Source organism: Streptomyces sp. NPDC058239, from assembly GCF_042882185.1.
In the GTDB taxonomy this organism is placed as follows: domain Bacteria; phylum Actinomycetota; class Actinomycetes; order Streptomycetales; family Streptomycetaceae; genus Streptomyces.
In genome coordinates, this window is record NZ_JBHVWS010000074.1 from 1 (window position 1) to 25,306 (window position 25,306).

The 25,306-nt window shown below is 68.2% G+C and carries 22 protein-coding genes and 5 pseudogenes; 12 read left to right on the forward strand and 15 right to left on the reverse strand.

Annotation, left to right across the window (positions count from 1 at the left end; genetic code table 11):
* The 3 genes and pseudogenes from ACFVYE_RS42305 to ACFVYE_RS42315 all read left to right on the forward strand — a co-directional run.
* A pseudogene (locus ACFVYE_RS42305) lies at positions 1-134 on the forward strand (ABC transporter); the annotation flags it as partial.
* Complete coding sequence (locus tag ACFVYE_RS42310) at positions 131-907, forward strand: ABC transporter permease (RefSeq protein WP_383976512.1); 777 nt, start codon at positions 131-133, stop codon at positions 905-907. The pseudogene ACFVYE_RS42305 and the gene ACFVYE_RS42310, both read left to right, overlap by 4 nt.
* Before the next feature lie 5 nt (positions 908-912).
* Positions 913-1,197, forward strand: coding sequence for a hypothetical protein (locus tag ACFVYE_RS42315; protein ID WP_389608745.1), 285 nt, complete (start codon positions 913-915; stop codon positions 1,195-1,197).
* Between the two features lie 1,049 nt (positions 1,198-2,246).
* On the opposite strand, the gene ACFVYE_RS42320 is transcribed toward ACFVYE_RS42315, so the two are convergent.
* From ACFVYE_RS42320 to ACFVYE_RS42345, 6 genes and pseudogenes are all read right to left on the reverse strand, one after another.
* Positions 2,247-2,486, reverse strand: a complete 240-nt coding sequence (locus ACFVYE_RS42320; RefSeq protein WP_389608746.1) for a hypothetical protein — start codon at positions 2,484-2,486, stop codon at positions 2,247-2,249.
* A gap of 129 nt (positions 2,487-2,615) precedes the next feature.
* Positions 2,616-4,595 carry a hypothetical protein gene (locus ACFVYE_RS42325; RefSeq protein WP_389608747.1) on the reverse strand — a complete coding sequence of 660 codons (1,980 nt, stop codon included), beginning with the start codon at positions 4,593-4,595 and terminating at the stop codon, positions 2,616-2,618.
* Positions 4,596-5,010: 415 nt separating this feature from the next.
* Complete coding sequence (locus tag ACFVYE_RS42330; protein WP_389608748.1) at positions 5,011-5,166, reverse strand: hypothetical protein; 156 nt, start codon at positions 5,164-5,166, stop codon at positions 5,011-5,013.
* Between the two features lie 141 nt (positions 5,167-5,307).
* A complete protein-coding gene (locus tag ACFVYE_RS42335) occupies positions 5,308-6,273 on the reverse strand; it encodes a phosphotransferase family protein (RefSeq protein ID WP_389608749.1) in 966 nt (321 codons plus the stop codon).
* A gap of 1,074 nt (positions 6,274-7,347) precedes the next feature.
* Positions 7,348-7,622, reverse strand: a pseudogene (locus ACFVYE_RS42340) (hypothetical protein); the annotation flags it as partial.
* A gap of 117 nt (positions 7,623-7,739) precedes the next feature.
* Positions 7,740-7,980 (reverse strand): annotated as a pseudogene (locus tag ACFVYE_RS42345) (ADP-ribosylglycohydrolase family protein); the annotation flags it as partial.
* A gap of 80 nt (positions 7,981-8,060) precedes the next feature.
* On the opposite strand from ACFVYE_RS42345, the gene ACFVYE_RS42350 reads away from it, so the two are divergent.
* From ACFVYE_RS42350 to ACFVYE_RS42370, 5 genes are all read left to right on the forward strand, one after another.
* Positions 8,061-8,372 carry a hypothetical protein gene (locus tag ACFVYE_RS42350; protein ID WP_383972759.1) on the forward strand — a complete coding sequence of 104 codons (312 nt, stop codon included), beginning with the start codon at positions 8,061-8,063 and terminating at the stop codon, positions 8,370-8,372.
* Positions 8,373-8,407: 35 nt separating this feature from the next.
* Positions 8,408-9,124, forward strand: coding sequence for an integrase (locus tag ACFVYE_RS42355; protein WP_389608750.1), 717 nt, complete (start codon positions 8,408-8,410; stop codon positions 9,122-9,124).
* Positions 9,121-9,288: a hypothetical protein gene (locus ACFVYE_RS42360; protein ID WP_383972763.1), complete on the forward strand. Its 168-nt coding sequence runs from the start codon at positions 9,121-9,123 to the stop codon at positions 9,286-9,288. The genes ACFVYE_RS42355 and ACFVYE_RS42360 overlap by 4 nt, the downstream gene beginning before the upstream one ends.
* Before the next feature lie 14 nt (positions 9,289-9,302).
* A complete protein-coding gene (locus ACFVYE_RS42365; RefSeq protein WP_383972765.1) occupies positions 9,303-9,968 on the forward strand; it encodes a nitroreductase in 666 nt (221 codons plus the stop codon).
* 225 nt (positions 9,969-10,193) lie between these two features.
* Entirely contained in the window at positions 10,194-10,361 is a 168-nt protein-coding gene (locus tag ACFVYE_RS42370) for a hypothetical protein (RefSeq protein WP_389608751.1), read from the forward strand.
* Between the two features lie 66 nt (positions 10,362-10,427).
* Here ACFVYE_RS42370 and ACFVYE_RS42375 read toward each other — a convergent pair whose 3' ends face one another.
* The 5 genes from ACFVYE_RS42375 to ACFVYE_RS42395 all read right to left on the reverse strand — a co-directional run bounded on the left by ACFVYE_RS42375 (position 10,428) and on the right by ACFVYE_RS42395 (position 14,975).
* Positions 10,428-11,324 (reverse strand): aminoglycoside phosphotransferase family protein, encoded by an 897-nt coding sequence (locus tag ACFVYE_RS42375; protein ID WP_389608752.1) that lies wholly within the window; start codon positions 11,322-11,324, stop codon positions 10,428-10,430.
* A gap of 493 nt (positions 11,325-11,817) precedes the next feature.
* Positions 11,818-12,342 (reverse strand): AAA family ATPase, encoded by a 525-nt coding sequence (locus ACFVYE_RS42380; RefSeq protein ID WP_389608772.1) that lies wholly within the window; start codon positions 12,340-12,342, stop codon positions 11,818-11,820.
* A 323-nt stretch (positions 12,343-12,665) separates the two neighbouring features.
* Positions 12,666-13,580, reverse strand: a complete 915-nt coding sequence (locus tag ACFVYE_RS42385) for a phosphatase PAP2 family protein (RefSeq protein WP_389608753.1) — start codon at positions 13,578-13,580, stop codon at positions 12,666-12,668.
* Between the two features lie 97 nt (positions 13,581-13,677).
* Positions 13,678-14,637, reverse strand: a complete 960-nt coding sequence (locus ACFVYE_RS42390; protein ID WP_389608754.1) for a hypothetical protein — start codon at positions 14,635-14,637, stop codon at positions 13,678-13,680.
* Positions 14,634-14,975, reverse strand: a complete 342-nt coding sequence (locus tag ACFVYE_RS42395; RefSeq protein WP_389608755.1) for a PadR family transcriptional regulator — start codon at positions 14,973-14,975, stop codon at positions 14,634-14,636. Before ACFVYE_RS42395 ends, ACFVYE_RS42390 begins: the two co-directional genes overlap by 4 nt.
* A 642-nt stretch (positions 14,976-15,617) precedes the next feature.
* On the opposite strand from ACFVYE_RS42395, the pseudogene ACFVYE_RS42400 reads away from it, so the two are divergent.
* Positions 15,618-16,459 (forward strand): annotated as a pseudogene (locus tag ACFVYE_RS42400) (IS5 family transposase).
* 7 nt (positions 16,460-16,466) lie between these two features.
* Here ACFVYE_RS42400 and ACFVYE_RS42405 read toward each other — a convergent pair.
* Positions 16,467-17,171: an SDR family oxidoreductase gene (locus ACFVYE_RS42405; RefSeq protein ID WP_389608756.1), complete on the reverse strand. Its 705-nt coding sequence runs from the start codon at positions 17,169-17,171 to the stop codon at positions 16,467-16,469.
* Between the two features lie 189 nt (positions 17,172-17,360).
* Here ACFVYE_RS42405 and ACFVYE_RS42410 point away from each other — a divergent pair, with 189 nt between their 5' ends.
* Positions 17,361-17,963 carry a DUF1707 domain-containing protein gene (locus tag ACFVYE_RS42410; protein ID WP_389608757.1) on the forward strand — a complete coding sequence of 201 codons (603 nt, stop codon included), beginning with the start codon at positions 17,361-17,363 and terminating at the stop codon, positions 17,961-17,963.
* A gap of 130 nt (positions 17,964-18,093) precedes the next feature.
* Here ACFVYE_RS42410 and ACFVYE_RS42415 read toward each other — a convergent pair whose 3' ends face one another.
* The 3 genes and pseudogenes from ACFVYE_RS42415 to ACFVYE_RS42425 form a co-directional block, all read right to left on the reverse strand.
* The gene (locus ACFVYE_RS42415; protein WP_389608758.1) at positions 18,094-18,825 is read right to left on the reverse strand and encodes a hypothetical protein; all 732 of its coding nucleotides are present in this window, start codon (positions 18,823-18,825) and stop codon (positions 18,094-18,096) included.
* 95 nt (positions 18,826-18,920) lie between these two features.
* Complete coding sequence (locus tag ACFVYE_RS42420; protein ID WP_383977238.1) at positions 18,921-19,202, reverse strand: hypothetical protein; 282 nt, start codon at positions 19,200-19,202, stop codon at positions 18,921-18,923.
* Positions 19,203-19,401: 199 nt separating this feature from the next.
* A pseudogene (locus ACFVYE_RS42425) lies at positions 19,402-19,536 on the reverse strand (IS701 family transposase); the annotation flags it as partial.
* A 158-nt stretch (positions 19,537-19,694) separates the two neighbouring features.
* On the opposite strand from ACFVYE_RS42425, the gene ACFVYE_RS42430 reads away from it, so the two are divergent.
* Complete coding sequence (locus ACFVYE_RS42430) at positions 19,695-20,039, forward strand: trypco2 family protein (RefSeq protein WP_389608759.1); 345 nt, start codon at positions 19,695-19,697, stop codon at positions 20,037-20,039.
* A gap of 1 nt (position 20,040) precedes the next feature.
* Complete coding sequence (locus ACFVYE_RS42435; RefSeq protein ID WP_389608760.1) at positions 20,041-25,173, forward strand: hypothetical protein; 5,133 nt, start codon at positions 20,041-20,043, stop codon at positions 25,171-25,173.
* Positions 25,174-25,306 lie beyond the last annotated feature (133 nt).

A 25,306-nucleotide genomic window follows, 5' to 3' on the forward strand; every position in this document is an offset into this window, starting at 1 on the left:
GCTCCATCCTCGACTGGCTGGACTCGGCCGGTATCGAGGCCGACGAGCTGACCGTGCACACCCCCGACCTCGACGACGTCTTCTTCGCCCTCACCACCACCGTGCCCACCCAGCCCAAGGAGACCGTCCGATGAGTTCCCTCTCCCTCGCCGTGCGCGACTCGTCCACGATGCTGCGCCGCAACCTCCTGCACGCCCGCCGCTATCCCTCGCTCACCCTGAACCTGCTGCTGACCCCGGTCATGCTGCTGCTGCTGTTCGTCTACATCTTCGGCGACACCATGAGCGGGGGCGCGGGCCGCTCCGCCTACATCGCCTACATCGTCCCGGGGATCCTGCTGATGACCATCGGCTCCACCACCATCGGCACCGCCGTGTCGGTCTCCACCGACATGAACGAAGGCATCATCGCCCGCTTCCGCACCATGGCCATCCACCGCAGCTCCATCCTCTTCGGCCACGTCGTCGGCAGCGTCCTGCAGACCATCATCAGCGTGGTCCTCGTCGGCGCCATCGGTGTGGCCATGGGCTTCCGCTCCACCGATGCCACCGTCCTGGAATGGCTGGCAGCCTTTGGCCTGCTCGCCTTCTTCGCCCTGGCATTCACCTGGATCGCGGTCGGCATGGGCTTGGGAAGCCCCAACGCGGAGGCGGCCAGCAACAACGCCATGCCGCTGATCCTGCTGCCCCTCATCTCCAGTGCCTTCGTCCCCCTGAACAGCATGCCGGGCTGGTTCCAGCCGATCGCCGAGTACCAGCCCTTCACCCCCGCCATCGAGACCCTGCGCGGACTTCTCCTGGGGACCGGGATCGGCAACAACTGGTGGATCGCCCTCGCCTGGTGCCTGGGCCTGACCGTCCTCGGCTACCGCTGGTCCAAGGCACAGTTCAACCGCGACCCCAAGTAACCGCCATGACAGCGAGGGCCACCCCCGCCACCCCAGACCACTCCAGGGCGGCGTACACCGACATTGCGTCGGTCGTGCGCCGCCCCTTTCGCGTCCACGAACGACGTGGATACACAGCCGTCGGCGGGGTGGAGTGCTCACCGACGTCCCCGCAGCGCATCGCCGTACGCACGCCCGACAAGATCGAGATGCCGGTCGAAGCGGTCAGGGCTTCCGCAGCCTTCTCCGAGAGCGACCTCGGCAGCTACACCCTGGAGTACCTCAAGAACGAGTGGTACATCACCGACTGAACCCGACGCGCCGTAAGCGGAGCCACCCCACGGACGGCTCCGCGCGCACGCCACCCGGTGGCCGGTCGACCGGCCACCGGGTGGCGACCTTCGGCCCGCACCGTGCTGTCGGCTGTCTCCGCCCCCGCATCTGGCCGCGCCCGGCGCGCCCCGGGCCGCCCGCCGCCGACTGCGAGGCCGGTGGTCGCCGATTGTCGTTCCCCGGGCAGCCTCCCACCGAGTCTTCCGCCGAGCCCGTACACCATACGTTCAGAACGTCCTGGGTGACGGTGGCGAACCCGACTCCCTGCTCGACGCCGGTCAGGCCCGTTGGGTGTAACAGATCCGGTGTGGTCCTTCCCTTGCTCAGTCCGCGAAGATCTCTGGCGTCTCGGCGGGGGCCATGGCCGCGATGCGGCCGCCGCGCCACGGGGTGATCTGCGTTGTGCCATAGCCGTACCAGCCCGGTCCCCGAGCCGCCCCCGGCCGCGGGCCGGTCTGCTGCCAGTGGGCCAGGCGCTCCTCGTCCTGTGGGCAGACCTCGTACGGGGCGGAGGTGATGGACTGCCGGGCGGGAGCCCAACAGCCAGGCCACGGAGTGGTTCATCCAGCTCCGATCCGAGCCCGATGAGCCGTACCGCGTGCACGGGACGCCGTGGCCCATGCGGTAGCGGCAGCTCCGGCTCGCATCGCGCCCCAGCCACAGCGGGCAGCAGCCGGCCGGACCCGGACCGCAGTCCGTACCGCTCCGCCCACGCCGCCATGACCTCCTGCCGGGCCCTCGTTTCGATTACGCGCCGCTCGTAGCCCTCGGGGTCTCTGCGGCGCTCCATGAACCCCAGGGTCTCCAGCCCGTAGGGCCGGCGGATGCCGTCGCTGTGCCGTCCGGGGACGGCATCCGCGCGGTCGAAGAGGTCGGACATCGGTGCGTGTTCCGTTCGTTCGGGCCGCGCCTCGGGACACCGGAGAGTCGCAGCTCAGGTGAGGTTGGTCCTGTTGGACCCAACAGGTCTGACTGCGTCAGGACGATGCGGTCGCCGCCTCGGGTTCGGGGATCGCGGCCCACGCCTTCACCCCTTTCCCGGCCCGGGGGCCGCCTGTGGCCGCTGCGCGACCCGGCTGCCGTGGACGACGAAGCCGGCGGCGGGTGGTTCCGGATCGACCCGCCGCCATCCTCGTGGTGCTCGGTCCCGGGCGCGGGGGATCCGGATCTTGTGGCTGCGCGTCTCGTTGATCGCCTTGTCCGCTCCGTAGTACCCGCCGGCCTGGCAGTACCTGAAGTCGGCCGCAGGGTGCGGGCGCGTGACCACGAGGGCCCTGCTTCGTGGCTGGTGTCCGGGCTGGGACTTTGGGGCCTGCTCAGCCCGCCATCGCTTGGTCGCCGGTAACGGACCCGGGCCCGGGACCTGGATGTCCACGCTCGGCGTCGGTCCGCGGGCTCAGGCGGCCGAGGCTCTGACGCCTCCCTTGCCCCGGTAGTCCGGGGTCTGCGTCTTCTTCTGGGACTGGTTGTGTTGCCCGGTACGCGTCGTGCTCTTGGTGGTGGTTGCCTTCTCCTGGGCCCGAAGCTTGGCGGTGCGTTCGGTGACGCAGGTGTCGTACCCGCCGCATTCGGTGCGGGCCTGCTGGTACAGCGGGTCGGCGTTGGACGTCTTCGCCTTCTTCGTCGACTCCGTGATCGCCTTCGCGTTCTGGGTTTTGTGCTGGTTCGTCTGACTGGTCTTGGCGGTCGTGGTCTTGTGGACGTCCGTGGTACGCGTCGTGGCCGTGGTGGTGGTTGCCTTCTTCTGGGCCCGGAGTTTGGCGGTGCGTTCGGTGACGCAGGTGTCGTATCCGCCGCATTCGGTGCGGGCCTGCCGGTAGAGCGGGTCGGCGTTGGACTTCTTCGCCTTCTTCGTCGAGTCCGTGATGGCCTTCGCGTTCTGCTTGCGGAGTTTGGTGGTGCGTTCGGTGACGCAGGTGTCGTACCCGCCGCATTCGGTGCGGGCCTGCTGGTAGAGCGGGTCGGCGTTGGACTTGGCCGCCTTCTTCGTGGACGCGGCGATGGCCTTGGCGTTCTGGGTGCGGAGTTTGCTAGTCCGTTCGGTGACGCAGGTGTCGTACCCGCCGCATTCGGTGCGGGCCTGCTGGTACAGCGGGTCCGCGTTGGACCTGTCCGCGACCGCTTTCGCGGTGTCGAGCGCCTTTTGAGACTTGATCAGCTCAGGAGCGACCTGGCGGGTGGCGCCCTGCGTGAATCCCTTGGAGGTGTCGAAGCCGCGGAAGAGGACCTCGATATCGTTGTTGTCCTTGATCTCGTTGTAGTCGTCGATGATCCGCTTCGCCAGATCCGGGTCCTTGCGTGCCTGCTCCAGCAGCTGCTGGTTCCTGTGGTCCAGATAGGCGGCGTAGTCCTGGCTGACGCCGTCGGCGATGGCCGCGGAAATGGCGTCAGTCATCTGGTTGGTGCCCGTGCTGCCCCGGAACCCGGTCTTCGGCGTCTTGAGACTGTTCCACCCCTTCCAGGACGCCGTGGGTCCGGTGGCGGTGGTGCTGCGGGTTTTCTTCGGTGTGGTCGTGGGGCCGGTGGCGGTGGTGCCCTTGTTCCCCTTGGCCCCCGTGGTTCCCTTCGAGGTGGTCGAGGTGGCCGTCGGGCCGGTGGAGACCGGTCCCTTGGGAGGCTGCTTCGGGTCGCGCGGTGTTGTACGCGTCCCGCCGGTGCCGTCGTCGTCGTCCGGGCCGCGGAGCCGGTCGCGTTCGGCCTGGGCCTGTGACAGTGCCGTCCGGGTGTCGTGGATCTGCTGCTTCACCAGAGCGCGCCCGTCCTTGGTCCTGGTCTGCCGCGGATCGGCTGCCCTGCGTTGGAGTCTGCGGATCTTGTTCTCGAGTTTGCGGACCTGCTTGTCGAGGCGCTCGACCTGCGTAGCGGTGGTCTCCGGCTGCGCCTTCTTCGCGTCGCGGAGCTTGCCCGACACGTACTTGTACTGCTTGACCGACTTCCGCAGCTTCTCCTTGGCCTGTTCGAGCTTGGCCGGGGTCTTGGCCGCGGCGACCCGCTTCTCGGCCTTCCGGACCTTCTTCTCGGCCTTGGCGACCTGCTTCGTGAGGCCCTTCACGGTCTGGCGAGACTCTTGGTAATAGTTGGCGATGGTCTCTGCGATGTCCGGCCCGTCAGTCCTTGGCGAGAAGGTCGTGCCGCCGCCCGCTGCCCGCTTGAACTGCCACTTGATGATGTGCTGCACGGGCAGCTTCACCTGGTAGTACGGGTCGTTGGGGTCCAGCGAGTGGTGGGCCCAGCCGTACATGCTCCACGACAGCTTGTCCCACCGGCCGGGTTCGTTCGCGGGGGAGCCGGCTGCCGGGTCGGGCGGGGGCGGGGCCGCCGAAGCCGTCGCCGCCGGCCCGACCAAGGCGAAGCCGACCGCGGCGATGACGGCCACCAGAGCCATCCGCAAGGGAACCGGCCAGCGGCGGGGCTCACGAGCCGGCCACCGGCCAGCCCCTCTTCCCCGGTGGGAACCGGCCTTACGCAAAGGGACGTTCATGGGATTCCTCCTGATACAAGGCAGGTGGGGCGCCGGGCGGTCGAATCCGCCAGAGCTTCGAGTTCCGGCTTCGCTCCGCAGTCCTGGACTGCTGGAGGAAGCCCTCGCACCGGGCGCCGTCGGACGGCTGCGGAGCGGTACGAGAAGCGTCGCGGGCCACCTGCCCCCGCACAACGGATCAAGGCGTCCGGGACCGTCCGGGACAGTCCCAACCCAGGTCAACACACTGACGGACACTTCCAGACACCCGGCCGAACCCCGCCACCGACGTCAGCGGTCACGTCCCCTGATTGCGCTGCAGCAGCGGCGATCACCTGGTGGAAGCACCGCGGCGTGCGGCCGCCGCATGGCAGAGTCCCTGCTGCCGAAGGACGAGTTCCTTCTTGCGCTTCTTCACGGCGTCCTGCTCTGGTCCCTGGTACGTCACCTGATAGCGGTGCGGTTCGTACCGCTTGGCTTCGTTCACGTTCAGGGACAGCGTTTGTTGATGAGTTTCAGCAGCAGTTGGTGATCCTCGCCGCTGCGGATGTTCACCAGAAACGGTTCTGGCACACATTCCGTGAAAGAGCTTGCCGGCTCTCGGCACCGCGCCCCGGACCGCCTTGGCTCAGCCCGGCGCGTCCAACAGGGCGGTGATATAGGCATCCAGACGCTCCTCCACGGCTCGCGTCGTCAGCTCTGCCCTCCCTGCCTCCCGCCATGACTGCGCCACCAACTGCACGTCTTCTGAGAACGCCAGCCCGTCCCGCACCCGCCAGTACAGCCGCTCGCTCGCGACCGCGGCCAGCACCCCGCCGGCCTCCTCATACGCCTCAGCGAACCGCAGACCCCACGCCGGGCCGTGCAGCAGCGCGAGATTGGTGGAGCAGTGCGCCGCATCGAGATCCGCCGGGCCCCAGGAGGGCTGTGCCCAGTCGACGACGCCGCTGATCCGGACACCCGCCGGCGTTGAAGGCGGCACGTCGAACAGCACGTTGCCGGGGTGGAAGTCCCGGTGCAGGAATCGCCCTTCATAGGGTGGCGCCGGCTTACGGATCACGTCGATTGCCGCGGCCCATGCCGCCGCGTCGGCGCCCTTCGGAACCACGACGGTGTCGGCGGTCGTCAACGTCTCATACTCCCGGGGCTGCTCGGCGGGTCGCAACGTATGGATCGCCACGAGTTGACGGGCCAGCAGAGGAACGCGCGTCTCCAATCCCTCATCGTCAAGAACTGTCCGGCCCGGCAGATGTGTCATAAGGAGCGACGGATACTCGCAATGCGCGGCGGTCGGATCAACCACGACCAGTCCAGGAGCCGGCACGCCGGTCCCCGCGAGCAGGGTCAGGGTGCCGGCCTCCCTGTTCAGCCAGTCCTCGGCGCGCTCTACATAGAACGGGTCGACGAAGGTGCGCAGCACCAGGTCACGGGTGCGTCCGTCCCGCGTGCCGATGGTCAGCCTCCGCATTTCGGCAGTGATGCCGCCCTGCAGGGCCTCGGTTCTGACGATCCGTTCGCCGACCTCCAGGTGTCGGCTCACCCAAGCCAGTGTCAACGGGCGCACAGCCGCCGCCTCATCGTGGTTGATCACCATGCCACCTCATCATCCGGACGGCGGCACGCGCAAAAGCTTTCAGCGGCATGACAAGCACCTTTCCCCCTCGGCCTGGCCACCCTCACTCATTCCAAGGGCGCCAATGCCCACTACCGGCAGCGACGCGAGAACGGAGACTGGCATGCCCAGGCTCTGCGACACCTCTTCAACCGCATGCTTGGCCGGCTCCACCACTGCCTATTGCACCGCTGCAGTTCGATGAGGCCACAGCGTTCCCCGTCGCTTCCCGGGCAGGGGCGGCGGCGACGCAGTGATCTTGCTCAGGCTGCGCGCCTCCAAATCTCATTCCAACGCTCGGCTCGAGCCAGAAGAACTTTAGGGTCGGCGGCGGTGGGTTGCGCGCTGAGACTCACCCCGCATCGTGCGCATAGCCGGTGCAGGAAGTGCCCGGACCTCCAACGAGTCGTCCCCTTGTCTGTACCGCAGGCACGGCACAACGAGGACGCTGCTGTGGGCGGGATGACGGAACGGAGTATGCGTTCCACTACTTCCGGGAGCGGTTCGGTGGGGTGGAATTCCGGATCGGGACAGTAGACCAGGCTCCCTTGTGGACCGCGCCCCTGGTCCCACCAGCTGCCATCGCTCCTGGGATGGCGAAGTCCAGTGGCCTTCTCCTGTCGACGGCGAGCCACGAACGCGGCCTCGCCCGCCAGCCAATGCCGGCGGGCCGTGTGAAGCTCCTCCACCGCGCGGACCAGCGAGGCCGGGTCCTTCTCCAGATCAGCAGGAATTCGTGCGCTGCGACATAGGTGGTGATACGTGGCGCGAAAACCATATGGGGCGAAAGCGGCGACACACGTCCGGAACGCGGCATGACGAGCACGAACGGGTTGGCTTGTGTCGTGCACGCATCGACGATGAGTCTCAAAGCTGGCCACCGCGTGAGGATACGGTCACGCTCACCAGCCCCGCATCCGACTATCGGCGGCAGGGCTGTGCTCGTCCACCTTGACGTCTTAGCCGCATGAGGTGTCTCTGCAAGAGAAAGGTCCCTCCTCATCCGCCCCTCCCGGGCAGAGGCGGGATCGCACCGCTGCGCCGGTGATTGCCGGTTCAGACCGGTGCTGCCTCCGGTGCCGGACGAAGGGAGGCGAGCGGGGAGCGTCGGCCTTTCTCGACCGCGTGCAGCTGCTCCCAGTCGACCTCGGTGTGTGCGGGGATGACCGAGTCGACGGACGCGTGGTGTGGAGCGCGACGTCGACGACCCCGGCCCGCGAGGTGCCGAAGCGGACTTCGATCGACTGCGGGGAGCGGACCCAGCCGAGGCGCACCATGTGATCCCGGTCCGCATGGCGCACTCCGAGCCGGGCGGCGGCCTGTTCCGGTCCGCCGCCGGGCCGCCGGAGACCGGCGGGCAGGGGAGCCCGGCCCGGATCGCGCCGACGTCCGAAGCCTCCACCGCAGTCCGCGCTCACTGCCGGACGACACGTCGGGAGCGCGGAGTGGAGCAGCTCCGGCAGCCGCAGCACCCGGGCCCCGAAGCCGGACAGCGGAACACGCAGCGGCCCGGTCCAGCGGCAGGGGACCGCGTCCAGCCCGTACCAAGCCCCCCGCGAGCCCTCCGACGACCGCCGCCACGGTGTCCGTGTCCCCGCCGAGGCCGATCGCGGCCCGTACGGCTTCCTCGTAACTCCCCGTCGCACGCAACGCCCGGACCGCGGAGCCCAGACACGGGCAGGCGGCGCCGATCACGCCGAACCCGGCCAGGCCGCCATCTCCGGCAGGCCGGCATCGCCCTCGACCCTGCCCACCCTGGTCGTGACCACGTGTCGAGGACCGGCACCCTGCTGGAGGCCCTGCTGGCCTGCAAGGGCGGACTGATCCGCGACATCATGGTCGGTGACTGCGTGGAACTGGTCGACGTCCAGCGCCGGGTGCATGCCCGCGGCGGGCAGAAAAAGGTCGACTTCTATCTGCGGCTGCGGGCCCTGGGAATCTTCTCCGAAGACGCCCCGGCAACGATCCGGGCATTCGGTCTTGCCCTGGGCCAGTTGAGCATCGAGGAACTGGTGGACCGCTACCGGATCCAGTCCCAGCCGGTCCGCGATCTGATCGTGGACTACAGGCGTGAGCAGTAGCCGTCGCTGGACTTCGCCAGTCTGGACGCCCACCGATGCCGCTGCTGTTCCAGCGCGAGATCGGCTCCGAACACCGCGCATTCACGCCGACCGCGATCCGAAAACTTCTGATCAATGCCTTGGCCGCCACCAGCCTGACCAACGCCGGAGGCGAGCCGCTCACCTTCTCGCCCCACGACTTCCGGCGAATCTTCGTCACCGATGCCATTATGAACGGCCTGCCACCGCACATCGCCCAGGTGATCTGCGGGCACAGGAGCATCGACACGACAATTGGGTGCAAAGCGGTCTATCCAGTCGAGACGATCGAGGCCCACCGCGCGTTCATCGCCCGCCGCCGAGCCTCTCGTCCCGGCGAAGAGTACCGAACCCCTACTGAGGAAGAGTGGGACGCCTGCATCGCCCATTTCGAGAAACGGAAGGTGTCCATCGGCACCTGCGCACGCGCCTTCGGAACCGCTTGTATCCATGAGCACGCTTGTGTCAGATGCTCACTCCTTCGACCGGATCCGGCCCGGAGGGCACGGCTGGCTGACATCCGCGACAACCTGATCGCCCGCATTTCGGAGGCGGAACGGGAAGGCTGGCTCGGCGAGGTCGAGGGACTGCGGGTCAGCCTGGCCGGCGCCGATGACAAGCTCGCCCAGCTTGACGCCGAGCAGACTCGGCGCGGCACTGCCACCGACCTCGGGATGCCCACCTTTGCCCAGATCACCACGCGCACCAGTGAAGTTGGGGAGCCTGCTCCATGATTCGCCCGATCACTGATGAACTGTTCCACCGCCTCGTGGAACATGCGAAGGTCGATCGAATCGACAGACCGGGGGACAGCGCTGCCACCTGCCGCAGATCGAAATGCGATCCGGATCATCTGCTGCGTGCTGAAGACGGTAGAGAGGTGGTTGTCGTTGAGTGAGAGGACGAGAAGCCGTGGATGTGTATGAAGCCGTGGACAGTCGCCGGGCTGTGCGGGCGTTCAGCGATGAGCCGGTATCCAAAGAGATTCTCCAACGAGTGCTGGCTGCAGCGACGCAGGCTCCGTCGAGCGGGAACCTCCAGCCGTGGCATGTGTATGTCGTGACCGGTGGGCCCTTGGCCGAACTGAAGAGGCGCGCGACGGCCAGGGCGCTGGCGGGAGACCCGGGTGATGAGCGGGAGTATCCGATGTACCCGGCCGAACTGACCTCGCCGTATCTGGACCGCTTTTCCGCCGCGGCTGCCCAGCGGTACAAAGCGCTGGGAATCGAGCGCGACGACCCCGACAGGCCCATGAAGATCGCCGCCTTGAACTCGGACGCGTTTGGGGCGCCGGTCGTATTGTTCTGCTACCTCGACCGGACGATGGGGCCCGGACAGTGGGGGGACGCGGGGATGTACTTGCAGACGGTCATGCTGTTGCTGAGGGCGGAAGGGCTGCACAGCTGCCCCCAAGTGATGTGGACGATGTATCGCAAGACTGTCAGCCAGATAGTCGGAGCCGATGACGGGCTCGTACTGTTCTGCGGTGTCTCGGTGGGATTCGAGAAGGAAGGCGTGCCACGGCTGCGTACCGGGCGGGCCGACATGACAGAGACAGTGAGCTTCATCGGAGTATGACCGGGCATGTCGGTCTGGCGATGACGAACCTCTACATCAACACGTGTGTCGGCTGAACAGGCCCGCCGGGCGACAGGAGCGGGGACAATCATCGTGACGGGCCGACAACTGCATGGCGTCGGCCCGGACTCTCGCAAATCGTAGTTCAGAGAAGCTTGCGTCAGATGCTCGCTCCTCCGACCTGACCCGGCCCAACGGGCACGGCCTGTCGAGATCCGCGACAACTTGATCGCCCGCATCGCCGAAGCCAAGACGGAAGGCTGGCTCGGCGAGGCCGAAGGTCTCCAGGTCAGCCTGGCTGGCGCCGAGGAGAAGCTCCGCCGGCTCGATCGGGGCCAGGGGCAGCATACGGCCGTGGACCTTGGCATCCCCAGTACGCGTGGTGATCGATGAACCCACGACGGTCGGCTGCCGCATGGCCCTCAACCAAGATCGAGAACAGGTTTAAAGAAGCGTGCCTCAAACGCCCTTCAGAACACGATCCAGTGCCGCCCGGCCTGCAGGTCCCCAGTGCGGCTTGCCGCCGGGAAGACCCCGGTCTCCGTTCTGCCCCATGAGCATCAGGAAGAGGCTCTTCATAGCGGCCAGCCCGCGGGCGCGCCGGATCGCCGCCTCGTCTGCATGCGCGTACATGTCGAAGAACCGTGAGGCCGTGCCCGCGGGTAGCAGCACCCATGCGGCGGCGAGGTCCCACGCCGGGTCGCCGGCGAACATGGCACCGAAGTCGACGATGCCCGAGAGCGTTCCGTCCGAGACGACGACGTTCGCGGGATGGAGGTCGCCGTGCACCCACACCGGCGGGCCCTCCCACGCGTCGGCTGCAACGGCGTCGTCCCAGACGGCCCGGACGTCAGCAGCGATGTCGTCGGGGACAACGGCCTGGAAGAAGTTCTCGAAGCCGTCCGTACAGTTCCTGGGATGGGCACCGAAGTCCGTAGAGATCGGCGCCTCGGCGGGCGCCTCCACATGGAGCGCCCGGAGGAAGCCCGCCAGCGTGTCGGCCGCGTGGGCGCCGCGGCTGATCGTGCCGTGGTCCAGCGGCTCGCCGGGAACCCACGTCATCACGGTCCAGTGCTTGGGGAAGCGCTCGGACGGTTCGCCGAGCCGCACCGGGACCGGCACCGGGAGTGGCAGGCGCGGGGCCAGCACCGGTAGCCACCGCCGCTCGTTGAGCTGGAGCTCCGGAGTGGGGTCCATGCGCTGCATGCGCACGGCCAGCTCGTCCCCGAGACGCCACATTTGGTTGCCCCAGCCGCCCGCCACCTCCCGGATGGCCAGCCCCGCAAGGTCTGGATGTTGCTCCTGCAGCAGGTCGCGAACCAGGTCTGCGGTGATCTCGATCTCGGTGTCGGTCATGCGAAGTCACAATACTGAGGCGGCAGGCGGAGCGGCTCTCGCTCTCCGGAACGTCTCGCTGTGATTCCTCTGGCATCACCAATTCGGTTTCAGAGAGCTGCAGATCAGAGGCTTGGGGACGGAACGGCCCCCAAGTTCAGAGAAGCCTGCATCCGCTGCCTCGTGCTCCAGCTCGATCCGCATCAGCGGCCCCGCCCCATCGAGAACATCCGCAACCTGCGTGAGCGCATCACCGAGGCCCGCGCCAACAGCTGACTCGGCGAGGTCGAAGGACTCCAGGTCAGCCTCAACGCCGCCTTGGCCAAGCTCACCACCCTCAACCGGACCTCCACCGATGGCCGCCCCCAGTTGGTCGACTTCGGCATGCCCCTCTTCACCGACCCACCGGCACATCACTCCGGCTCGACCACATGACAGGGGAAGCGATTTCAGCATGCGAGTACCCGGTCGATCACGCTCCCGGATGGGGCCTGACCAGGGTGGGGCCGGACAGTCACGTGAAAGACGGCCAACGATCGGCGGCCCACTCGGGCCAGTCCGGCCAACCAGGAGGCGGACTGCCGATTTCGCGCCCGCCGAGTTCCGCGGCGTTGGGCTCCTGGAACAGCGTCCTCCAGCGCACGAGGTCCGCCACGTTCATCGGAAAGGTCTGATCCGGAGTGGTCGACTGGCGATGGGCGATCCGAGCGCATTGGGTCTCATGGTCCACCGGCACGTACACGAGGTGGCAGGACGCGCCTACGGACTCCACCAACCAGCGGATCGCGGACCTCTCGTCACGAGACCAGCATCCGAAATCCAGGACCACGTTTGTTCCAAGCCGCAGCGTGTCCAGGGCCAGCGAGAGCAGCCGTCCTTCCAGGACATCGCGCTTCCCGTCCGCCTCCGGCTCGCCGAACAGAGGAATCATCCACTCATCAGGCGTCAGCCGAAGCGCGTTGTGCTCCTTGGCCAGCTGCCGAGCCCTTGTGGTCTTACCGGCCCCCGGCAGGCCGATCGTCAGAAACAACGTGGTCACACCCGGATCGTTCATGGAAACCACGTGGAGGACAACTGCATTCTCTGCCGAGATCGCCAGGGCTGCGTCGTGGCCCCGGCAGAGGGTCACCTCGGTGGTGACGACGCACGCCCTTAGGCCCTCCCCAGTGGATCACTCCTGGGAACAGGCGGAGAAGCCCTCACATGCCTTGGCCCGGAAAGGCCTGCTGACCGGACCACGAGGGACACGCCGGGCGGGAGCGCATCCCCGCTCGGGCGCCGACGGCTTCTACGACCGGGCGGTGGTGTCGGACCGCCGCTTCGCCGGGATGCGCCGGTTCCCGCCCGGAGCCGACCGGGTGGTCACCCCGGTGCGGGTCGTGTGCGGCGTGCGGTGTGTGCGGGCCCCTGCGCTGTGGTGAACCAGAACAGGGCCGCGCACAGGAAGGCCGCTGCGGCGAAGACCAGCGATTGTGTGACGGAGTCGTCCCGCGCGCCGGCGACGAGCGCGCCGGCCGCTGACAGTGCCAGGGCGACCGCCGGCAGCGCACGAGGGCGCCGCGTGACGCCTGGTGCGCCGGCCGGTGGCAGCAACCGGGCCGCGAGGCCGTAGCAGGCGCAGGCCAGCAGTGTGGAGCCCAGTACGTCGCTGGGCCGGTGGTGGTAGGTGGCCTGGACGGCGCCGGCGGTGAAAGCGAGCCACAGCATGCCGGCCGCGGTGACGTAGGGGCGGATGCGGGGGGAAGCGACGAGGACGGCGCCGAGGGCCAGCCCGGCGGGGATGGCCACGTGCCCGCTGGGGAAGCTCGGCTCGATGAGGCTGACGTGCGCTCCGACCAGGTCGGGGCGGGGCAGGATCACCTTGCTGAGCGCCTCCGTGACCCCGAGCGTGGCCATGACGACTCCGGCCGCCGCGCAGCCTTGCCACCAGCGCCTCCGGACCAGGGTGACGGCCACGATGACCGCCATGCCCACGACCAGGGTGGGCATGGCAGTGTCGTCCAGCGGCGGCAGGGCCGGCGAATCGTAAGCCGTCCCAGACCAGTCGTAGATCCATGCCGGGGTGGCGCCGTTGCTGTGGAACAGGGCATTTTCCGCCCGTTGTCCGAACGGGGTGCAGACAGCGATCAGGTAGACCGCCAGGAACCCCACGAGGCACAGCAGAGCTGAGATCCGTGGCCGTATCGTCCGCGAAGGGCTGCGTTCGGCCGTGGCTCCCGGGACCTGGCCGGGGGTGTCCGGGTGCGTGGACAGGGGCGAGGGATCTTGCTGAGTCATCGTTTTCTCTCTATGTCCTTCGGCAACAGTTCGCTCACGTGCCTCCTCTGGCACGCAATGGGCCGACAGGCCGTCTCGGCCCACCGGGGATCTGCTCCTATTCGAGGAGCGCCCGGCTCTGCCTGCGCTGGGCGGCGATCGCCAGGACCGGGAGGGGCGCGATCAGGAGGAGGAAAACGACCAGGTCCGGCAGGGACTGCATGAACCCGTTCGGCTGGATGACGATCGCCTGCGTGCGGATGAACGCGACCGCCGCGACGGGGATCAGCCACCGGTAATCTCCGGTGGCGGCCGTCGCCGCCCACGCGGCGATCAGCGCAGCGACTTCGAGTGCGAACAGGCCGCGTTGAAAGGCCGGACTGATGGAGATGATGTGCAGGCCCCCGGCCACGAACATGGCGAGCACGACGGGCACCAGCCAGCGGTACGAGTGGCGCCGCAGCCGGCCGGGACGGCAGACCGCCAGCACGGCGCACGCGGTGCACAGTGCCCCCGACAGCACCAGGTCACGGGCCGTTATCGGGGCGCCCAGCCCGTAGTAGCCCAGGCCCGCCTTGCCCTCGTCGCCGAAGAACGTATTGCTGTTGAACGTGGCACCGACGTAGATCATCGCTGCTGCGGCCGGCAGGGCGATCCACGGCTTGCCGCGCAGCAGGGCGATCAGGCAGACCAGCGGAAGCAGCCCGTAGGGCAGGAGCCGTGTCCGCGTGCCGGGACCTTGCGCCCACGGGTACCAGCCGGAGAAGTGGAAGGCGATGGCATGCCGGCCGGGATCGATGCGCAGTCCCCAGTGCCACACATCCTGCAGGTACGGCACCAGCGCCAGCGCGGCAAGGACGAGAGCGGTCAGATGGATGCCGTCCAGCCACCACGGCCGGGCCGTGTCGTCGACGACGGCACGGGCGCGGGCCTGCACCCCGGCACGCGCCAAGGCGACGACCTCCCGCGGCGGGGGCCAGGAACGGCCGGGATACGCCTCGGCCAGACAGGCCAGCAACTCCTCACCCTGCCGGGAACGGTAGGGCTCGGGATAGGCCGCAAGCAGCAAACGGTTCATGCCGGGGCCGTTCCGACATCCCGCGAGCGTCCGATGACGACGGCCGCCGCCTGCTGCATCCGCAGCGCTTCCCGGCCGAGCGCTTCGGTGCCGTCCTCCGTGAGCCGGTAGTAGCGCCGCGCCCGCCCGTCCACGATCTCCTCATGGCCGGCGGCCACCAGCCCGGCCCGTTCCAACCGCTCCAGCGCGCCGTAGAGAGTGCCGACCGCGATCCGGAGCCGCCCGTCGGTGGCCTGCTCGGCAGCCTTGATGATGCCGTAACCGTGCAACGGTCCGTCCATGAGCGCAGCAAGGATGAAGTACTGCGGTTCCGTCAAGGACGGGTTCTGCCTTGTCATGAGGCGAGCATATATCGAGCTACGAAATATATCTGCCGACCCTGGGTGATCGCGGCAGCGCCTCCACTCTCGCAGCGAGCGTCACTCTCTCCCGACCGGCGGCGCGACGGCGTTCTCCTCGACGCACCCGCGCGACATTGGCGGATGCCCACCGCGACCTGGTCCGGGCCGAGCGGAACGTCATTCCCACCGTGTCCGCCGGACCCGTCTTCCCTCCGTTGACCTGCCCGTGGATCAGGCTCTGTTCGCCCGGACCGGCCGCGGGAAACCGGCGAGGCAGCGTCCGACGAGGCCCGACCCGGGCAGTTGTTCCCCCAGCGCCCCCGGGAAGCGCAGATCGCCGCCCGTGGCCGTCTGTCATGCCCCGTCGATGATCCGGGCTTGCCCTTTCCGGGGGTCCTGATCCGGTTAAGGGCCGGCAGCCTCATCGAAATCCTTGCCCGAGCCCTGCGCGAACGCGGCCACGATGTCGGGGCCGAGCACCTTCACGTCCGCTTGCCCCGCGTACCGAGGACGGCCGCCTCATGGTCGGTTTCTCAGAGGCCGCGCATATAGGCGGTGGGCGGGGGCCGGCTGCCAGACGAGGCAGGCACAGGTTCCGTGATCATGGAGTTGTGAACGCTCTGTGATCACGGGAGACCTGTGCCTGCGCTGCCATCATGGCTGACCGAACCGCCATGGGACCAACTCACTGCCCTGCTGCCGTAGCGGCCCGAGTTCGATCCGGCCCACCCATTGGGCTGCCACCGACGCCGGATCAGCGACAGGATCGTGTTCGACAAGCTGCTGCAAGTCCTTCGCTTTGGCCGCTCCTACGAGGCGATCGCGGACTCCACCTGCTCGGCCACCACGATCCGCAATCGCCGCGACGAGTGGATACGCCTGGGATTGTTCGCCCAGCTGAAGCAGATCGCGCTCGATGCCTATGACCGCGTCGTCGGTCTCGTCCTCGATCGGATCGCCGTGGACGGAGCCATCACCAAGGCCCCCGGCGGCGGGGAAGCGGCCGGACGCTCACCGGTCGACCGGGGCAAGCAGGGCGTGAAGCGTTCGGGCATGACCGATCGCTACGGCATCCCCCTTGGGCGTGTCCTGGCCGGTGCCAACTGCCACGACTCGCCGCTTCTGGCCCCAACAATCGATCTTCTGGCCGAACTTGGGCCGCTACCCGACGAGATCACCGTGCACCTCGACGCCGGTTATGACTCGGCCACGTCGCGCGCTGTGCTCGGCGAGCGGGGACTGCATGGTCAGATCGCCCACAAGGGGACCAAGGCGCCGGTCCGGGCCACCTTGCGATGGCATATCGAACGCACCCACGCCTGGCAGAACGCCTCCACCGACTCACTCGCTGCCACGAACGACGAGGCAGCGTCATCGAAGCCTTCTTCGACCTCACCGACACGATCACCATCATCCGTAGCCTCATCCGCCGTGCGTGGACGACGCACCGCTGGCAGACCCGCCCTCAACGCAGACCGTGAACCGCGCTTACACAGGCTGGCCGATCGGCCTGACGATTACCGTGTTGATATCGACACCGCTCGGCTGCTCGATGGCCCACACGATCGTCTTACCCAACTGATCCGCGGAGAGGAAGTCGCGATCCGGCAGCCCGCCGGGGGCGTTGTCGAAGAAGTTCGTCCTCGTCGCTCCCGGCGAGACGAGGGTGACGCCGATGCCATCGGCGGTCACCATTCTCCTGGTGTTCTCCGCGATGCCGGTGACGGCCCACTTCGTCGCGCCATAGATGTTGCCCGGCGTGTAGATGTGGCCGGCCACGCTACCAACAAGTACGATCCGGCCCTTGCTTACGCGTAGCGCGGGTAGTGCGGCATTGATGAGCAACGCGGGGCCGAGAACGTTGGTCAATACCATGTCGTGCCAGCCGGTGGGGTCACCGTCGGTCAAGTCGTCGAAGGTTGCGTAGCCCGCGTTGGCGACAACGACGTCGAGCCGCCCGAACGTCGTCACCGTCATCTCGACCGCTGTGCGAACGGCCTCGTGTTCGGCGGCGCTTCCCTGCATCACCAGCAAACCGTCCGGGGATCCAAGCTCGGCAGCGAATCGATGTAGCCGGTCCTCGCTCCGGCCAGTGACCGTCACGCGGTATCCGTGCTTCAGCAGTTGCCGAGCCGTCGCGGCCCCGATCCCGCTACCGCCACCGGTAATTAGTGCGACAGGAGAGTCCGTCATGTGCAGCCCCAAAGCTCGTGTCGTGAAGTCGGCTCGGAGATTCCAGCATTTGGAGTGCACTCCAAGTCAACCGTCAGCGCCGCAGAGGTCACGCACGTAGCCAATTCGCCTATTCTCGCGGCCTCTTAGTCCGGAAAAGCGCGCCTGTCTGGCGTGTTCACGTCGTCGGCACGGCACTGGAGTGAGACGGTGACCTCTCTGCCGGAAGGCCCGCCGTCGCTGATCGGCGAAGACGACCGAGACACGGCCGTGCAGCGCCTGCAGGAGGCGTACGCCGAAGGGCACATCTCGCACGGGGAGTTGGACGAACGCCTCCACCAGGTGCTCACCGCCAGGACACGCAGCGAGGCCGCGTCGCCTCTGGCCTCGCTCCCGGAGGAGAATGCGGGCACCACGGCCACGATTGCCGCCGCCGGTGGACGGATCCGGCGGCGCGACGCATGGCGGGTACCTCGGATCCTCAAGGCCGAGTCCGCATTCGGAAGGGTGCACCTGGACCTGTCCCGGGCGGTCATCGAGCATCCAGTAGTCGACATCGAGTTGCAACTCGGCACCGGCAGGGCCAAGATCACGGTGCCTCGCGACGCCATCGTCGACGTCGAGGATCTGCGCGCCGGGTGGAAGGACTCGCTCTACAAGGCCCGGCGGCGCTCCCGCCCCGGCGGGCCGAGGATCCGGATCTCTGGAACCGTGGGGTTCGGACGGTTGAAGATCCGCCACGCGCGGCGTCGAGGCTCCATCCGGCACCAGGACCACCTGTCCGTCACTTCTCCGTCCCCGCTCGACCGCTGATGCGGTGACCTCATCGGGTCGCCAGTCGGCTCAGGCAGCGGTCTTGAGAGGACGTCCGCCCGCCACGACCGCCAGCCCGGCGCGCCTGTGCGGTCACAGCACCAGCGGATCGGGCCGGCCATACGCGCAGTCAACTGCGACCCACCGGACGTGGAAAGGCCTTCGACCGGCCTACGGTCTTGTCGAAGTGTGCGCTGAGGTCGACCTGTTTTGGTTCCTCACCCGGTTCGTAAACTGTGAGAGTAAGGGAGTCCGCAGGTATCGGTCCGTCACCGTACAGGGCCCCCAACCATTTGTCGCACGCCCAGCGCAGCTCTTCGGGGTCGGCGACCACGAGGCGCTCGGTGCTGTTGACCGATCCGCTCCACCAATCCAACTCGACAACGTAGCAGGCGTAGTCGGCCGCCGTTTGCCGTCCGTCCTCGGCGGAGAGTTCCGCCAGCGCCGCACGGCCTGCGAGAGCGGTGCGGCGCAGGGTGCCGGCCGCCGCACCATGAGCGTGCCGTGCTACCCGCGTGTGCAGTTCCTCCGCCTCGGCGGTACGGCGCGTATTGGCCTCCTCGATCTCGTCCTCGTCGGCTTCCGGATCGGCCCCCACCCGCAGTTGCCAATGATCGATCTGCACGATCAGCAGTCCGGCCAGCAGGACGGCGGCGAGCGCGTCGTCAGGCTGAGCATCCAGCGCCGTCCGCAACCACTGCTCAGCGGGCCACGTAGGTTCGAAGTCGGAAAATTCCTTCGGCTCCTCGGTAACGTCGAAGGGAACCAGGCACAGCAGTCGGCCGAGCTCTCGCGCGGCATCGGCGTCACCGGCCTCGGCAGCGGCTCGAAGGGCGGCAGTTTCCGCTTCCGTACTGGTCATGGCGCCGGACGCTACAGCCCAGCAGTGGCACTCCCGCTATGGAGAACCGACCAGGCCCCTGCTCGCAGCAACGTGATCACATCCAGAGGCAGGCCCTAGCGCCCCAGAGTCCAGGCAGACGCGTAGCTGACATCGAACAGCCCGTGCTCCGCCTCATAGATGAGGGCGTGGTCCGCGCCGGTGAAGGCAGCTCGTGCCTGCGGCTTCGTGATCGCCTCCGCGCTGTAGAGCGCGACCGGGTTCCCCTGCTCGTCCACCACGGTGACCTTCGGCGGGATTGCTGTTCCACCGCTGACGGTGATCACGGGCTGACCGTCCTTGTACTCCAAAGCGAGCGCGCTTGCCTCGGTGCCTTCGGGTTGACCCTTCTCGCTCATGCCCTACCCCTTCCACTGGAATGTCGCTTACAGGAATTTTGATCTTACGCACTGTCACCTCGGCTGGTGCCTCATTCCGGCACTGTGACGCTCGGAAGCAGCAACGGCACTGGATGTAGAACCGCAGCGGCTCATCGAATCGACCACTCGAGCGAGCGATCCACTTCCCAGCCACTCAAATGTTCAACATTGGGCGCCACACGATCAGGACCGCACCCCGATCGCCGAGATGCTCGACCACGTACTCACGCACATCGTCCAGAACCTCGTCGGCGTCCCACTCGATCCGGTTCAAAAGCCGGTGGATGCGGTCCGTTCCTGCATGGCCCGCTTCTCGGACTTCGCCCCTGGGGCATCGATCCCCGGGGCCGCGACTGCAATACTAGGCTGATTTCGCTGAAGGGCCTTTCAGTACAAGGGATTTAGGAGAGGTGACGGCGATGTCACTGAGTTCCGGGTACGTGTGCTCCATCGGGTTGCCAAGGGTTGCGCATGACGGATGAATACGGGGCTGACGGCATTGAGGTCGAGGGCACCGGTTTGGCGCGGGCCATCGAGGCACTCCGGGCGGAACTGGGCATCGCCCAGGACGCCGGAGCGAACCAGCAGTTGCGGTTCGAGATCGAGGAGGCTCAGCTGGAGCTGTTGCTGGAGCTCCGCAAGGATGTGAAGCCGGGGGTCAAGCTCGCTTTCGGTGTGGTCACCGCGGGCGTCGACGGGGGCGTCGCGAGCACACGCACGCATCGTCTGACGCTGAAGCTCAAGGTGCGGGACGAAGCGCTGGGCGGGCGCAATGCCGAGGTGAACCGGCCGCAGTCGCGTCCGTGGGAGCGCTGAGGTGGACCCTCGGCGGCTGGCGGACATCCGGGCCGGTGACGCGCTGAGCACGCGCTCCGTCAGCTCGGGTTACCTCGTCGCTCCGCAACTGGTCCTGACTGCCCGTCACAGTGTCTCCGACGCGGGGACCGCCGGGGCGCATCCACGTATCGACGTACGCATCGGCCACCCCAGACGCTCACTACCCGTCTGGCGCGACGGCGAAGTCTGCTGGGTCGGCCCGGCGGACACGGACGTTGCCCTGGTGTGGCTGGAGGAGGCCGTACACCTGCCCGGTGCCGAGCCCGTGCGCTGGGGGCACCCCACAGGCAGACGTCCCCTGGCGTACGAGGGCCTCGGCTATCCGCAGCTCGCCGAGTACGCCGACGACGAGCGCGGAGTGGAGACCTTGCGTGGTGTCCTTGCGCCCCTGTCGACGGGACCGGCCGACACGTTCGTCCTGGACCAGGCGGCCGCGCCCCGACCACGTCCGGAAGGTGCCGGTGAACGCGCCTGGTCGGGTGTGTCGGGCGCTGCCGTCTTCTGCCATGGCTTCCTTGTCGGAGTGGTCGTGCGTGACGACGCCGAGTATGACAACCGGCGCCTGCACGCCTGCCCGACGAACGCTTTCGTCACCGACACCGCTTTCGTGTCTCTGTTGAGCCGGCATGGCGAGGGCTCGCCCCGGGGCGAGGACATTCCGGAAGCGGCCGTCGATGGCAGCGATTCCGTCCCCTCGGCGAGTCCCCTGTGGCCCACGGCCGTGGACAGCGCGGCCGGCGAGAGCGCCGGAACCGCGGTGGGCGGTCTGCGGCCGGCCCCGAGGGACAGCGCGGGCGCCGTGGTCGGCACCTACTACGTCGACGACCGCCGACTGCCTCTGAGGGACGCCCGTCAGGCCCACGACACCCTCATGGACAGCGCGCTGCAGGGCATGGTGTGGCATCGCGGCTGGCTGGCAAAGGAGATCGAGGCGTTCATCAGCGAACACGACAGCGGCTATTTCGTCATCGAAGGCGACGCCGGCATCGGCAAGTCCGTGTTCGCCGCGTGGCTGGCCCGCACGGGCGGCCACCCGGTCCACTTCACCCAGCTGGACTCGGACGCGGGCCGCACCGAGGTCGCTGTACCGAGTCTCACCGCCCAACTCATCGAAGTCTGGGGCTTGTCCGAGCTGGCCCCGGGCGGCCTGCTTCCCCAGTCCTGCCGCACCGTCGGCTGGCTGGCGAAGGTGCTGCGCCGGGCTGCGCAAGCGGCCGCAGACCGGGGCCGGGAGGAGGCAGGCTTGCCGGGTGCGACCCGCACGCCCGTCGTCCTCGTCGTCGACGCGCTGGACGCGGCGGTCGGGCACTCCACCGGATTCCTGCCGCTCGGACTGCCCGGGCAACTGCCCGACGGCGTTTACGTGGTGGCCACCGTGCGCACCGGAGGCCTCAACTGTGAACTGCTGCCCGATGACTCCCGCGTCCGCTCTCTCACCGGCGGGCAATGCGAGAACCAGGCGGACCTGCACGGACACCTCACGAAGTCAGTCGCCGAACAGCCGCTCGCGACCAAATTGGCCCAGGTCGGCGTCGCCGGGGAGGCATTCGTCGCGTCCCTCCTCGACCGAAGCCGCGGCATCTGGATCTACGTACGCTACGTGCTGGACGCGATCGAGCGGCAGCCTTCCTTGGCCACGGCACTGCCCGACCTGCCGATCGGCCTCGACAAGTACTACGCCAGACAGGTGCGGCAGTGGTGCGACGGCGCGGACGGCGACGCCCGCCTGCGCCTGGTGGTGACGTTCGCCGTCCTCGAAGAGCCCGCCGACGCGTCGACGCTCGCTGCCCTGGCCGCCGTGGACCACGCCTTCGCCGTCTCCGAACTCACCGGACGACTGAGGCCGTTCGCATCGGCACAGAGCCCGACGGCGTCGACGGCCCACACTCGGTTCAGCCCGGCGCACAGCAGCCTGCGCGAGTACCTGATCACAGTCCCCGAGGAGGGCGACGCGTCCGCCAGGGCGCTGCGCGAGAGGACCGCTTACGCCTGCCGACAGGCCCACGACCGCATTGCCGACCATTATTTCGGCCGCTGGGGCGGGCTGGCGGAGGGACTGCCGGAGCTCGGTGCCGATCCGGGGCGCGAAGACGAGTACGGGGGCTATGCTCTGCGTCACCTCACCCACCACCTGCTGGCCACCGGCCGCACTGCCGACCTGCACGCGCTGCTGCGCTGCGGTACAGGGGAGGCACACCTTTGGTATGCAGCGCACGAACAGGCGGGCACGACCGAACAGTTCCTCAACGACGTCGAGCGTGCCGCCCGCCACTCCGACTCCACGCCACAACTGGTGCGCTACGCGCTGATCAAGGCGAGCATCGCCGCGGTGTCGACCAACTGCCCGCCGGCCGTGCTCGATGAGCTTGTGCGCCGTGGCCTGTGGTCCGCGTCCCGGGCCCTGACCCAGATCGCTCAGATGACGGACGAACAGCGCAAGGCGGAAGCGCTGACACAGCTCGCGCCGCGGCTTCCCGGTGAACTGTTCGGTATGGCCCTGGCGTTGGCCGCCGGGCTGCGGGAGGGGGAGGAGCGCAGCGCCGCGCTGTACGCACTGGTCCTCGTGCTGCCGGACGATCGGACACTGGTGCAGCGGGCGATACGGGCGGTCTGCACTGGCGCCAGGCCGGAGCAGCACCCGAGGCTGTTCGTCGCTCTCGCCCAACGACTGCCTGTCAAGGAACTGGCCACACTGAGACAACACCCTGCCGCGCCGTCCTGGTCCGGGCAGAGCGGACCTATTCTGAGAGCGGCCGTCACGCTGGTCGGGCCCGGCACGTCGGAGCAGCTCACCGAGCGCGTCCTGGCCCTGGCCCGCCAGGTGGACATCGGCCCCGAACGATGCCGGCTCGTCGAGGCCATGGTGCCGCATCTGCCACCGGAGTCCTTCGATGCCGTCATCGATGTCCTGCGCATGAGTCCCAAGTACGCCGACGACGCGCTGGTGGTGCTCGCGCGGTGTGCCCCCACCGACCGGATCGCCGAGCTGTGCGCGTTCGCCGCGGATCCGGTCCACATGGTTCGCGAGGCCAGGGTCCGGCTCGCCGAAGCAATCACGGCACGCAATGCACAAGAACTCTTGCCCGCAGTGCTGCCGTTGGTCAAGAGGACGGCGGCGGCCCTGGCCGCACTCGCCCCTCTGCTGAACGCCGATGAGGCCCGCGCACTCCTCGACGACCTGCGCGCGGCCACAGACGACGAACGCGGCACAGTCATCGCCGCCTTGGCCCCGCGCCTGCCGGCCGAGGAACGCGATGAGCGCATCCGGGCCGAGGTGGAGCATCTGAGGATCAAGAAACCGTTGTGGCGCAACGAGCGAGCACTGGCGCCCTTCGCCCAATGGCTGGACGAGGCACTGAAAGTGGAGACCGTCTCCGGGCTGTGCCGGAGCATGAGCCTCGACACGCAGCTCGCCCGTGACAAGGCCCCCGCACTGCGCTTTCTCGCACCCCATCTCGGCGACGCCGGTGTCGAGACCGCGTTCGACATGATGCTGCGCGGCACGGCCTGGAGCCCGGATTCCCGCCTCCTGGTCGCCGACATCCTTGCGCCGCACCTCAGCGACCGGCGGCTGCTCCAGGCGCTGCGCGCCTGCCAGTCCTTTCCGTTGGAGGACGAGGCCTTCACCGCGCTCGCCGAGCTCGGCACGGGCACCGGGCCCGAAGCGAGCTGCCTGGCTCAGCAGGCGCTGGAGGCGGCTTCCGGCATCGAGCACGAACGCCAGCGAGTGCGCGCGGTGGCGGCCCTGACTCCGATCCTGACCCCGCCGCTCGCGCGGACGGCGCAAGCGGCGGTGGCGTCCATTGGGCACCCCGCATGGATGGCCGCGGCCCTGGAGAGGCTGGCGCCCGTTCTGCCCGCGGAGACGCTGGCACCCTCGCTGCAGGTATTGATCTCCCTTGGCTGGAAGGACGATCGGGGCTACTTCGCCGAGACGATGCCTGAGTTCTTCACCCGCCTGGCCCGCGAGGGCGGCCCTGAGGGGATCCCGGCCTGGCTGGACTCGCTGGACTCGTCGGGCGCGCTGGACGCCCACAGGACCAGCGACGAACTCTACTGGCTGGCACCGTATTTGACGCCCACTCAGGCGCAGCGTGCCTGGTCAGTGGCGGAGCGTCTTGAAGGGAACACACGCGCCGAAGTCCTGGCCGTACTGGCACTGCGGTTGCCCGCGGGCGAGCGGCCTGCCGCGGTCGACGCTGCTCTGCGCACGTACGACCACGAGAGCATCTCGGCCGCCAACATCGGCGCAGACCCCCCACGGAAGCTCGGAATCCTTCCGACGCTTGCTCGCGCCGCCGTCACTGACGAACTGCTGGTCACCTTCCGCACGTTCTTCGCCATCGAATGGGGCGACCCCTTCTGCGAGCGATGGCTGGCCCACCTCGCCCCCGCGCTCCCCGAGTGCCTGCTGCCGCAGGCACTGGACTACGCTCTGGCCGCGCCCTACCCCGATACCCGGGCCAAGTCCCTGGTCCACCTGGCGCCCAGGCTGTCGGGGGAGCTACTGAGGCGGGCCCTCGCCGCGATGACCGACGGCAGCCTTGACCGGGGCGTTGCCGAGCGTGCCCAGGTGCTGACCGCACTGGCCGCCCGCCTCCCGGCGCGGGAACGCGCCCCTCACCTCGACTCCGCCGCAGGGTCGGCAGCGGAGTGGCCGTGGAAGGCCGGTTACCGCGGGGTGTACACAGCCCTGATCCCCATGCTGTCCGGCGAGCGGCGTCGTGAGGCAGTGGACGCCGCACAGCAGTACCTGATTCGCCAGGTTCCACACAAAGGGGCCGCGCGCGACGAATGGACCACCTGGTGCGACCTACTAGCCGTCCTCGAGCCGGAGGAAACAGTCAGCCTCTACACCGACCTCGCCACCCTGGACGACCCGACCCGCCGCACGACGGCCCGCGTCACCATCCTGCGCACAGCCGGCCCAAGGCACCGCACAGCCTTCGGCTCCGTCCCACTCCTGCGCGACCTCCTGACCGCCACGACGGACCGGGCCGGCCTGTTCGCACTGTTGGGAGCAACGACTTGGTGGCTCCGGGACGAGGGCGGGCCCGGGACACAGCAGCAACTGACCAAGGCTGTGTTGGACCTGATTCGATGGTGGCCCTGAGGTCTTCGCGGTGGTGGCCGCCTGCATCACAGGTACCCGCGCCCGCCATCAAAGGTGCATCGGGCGATCCCTGGGAGGCATGTCCGTCGACGAGTACACCACCGGTGCGGACCCATTGATCCCACATCACATG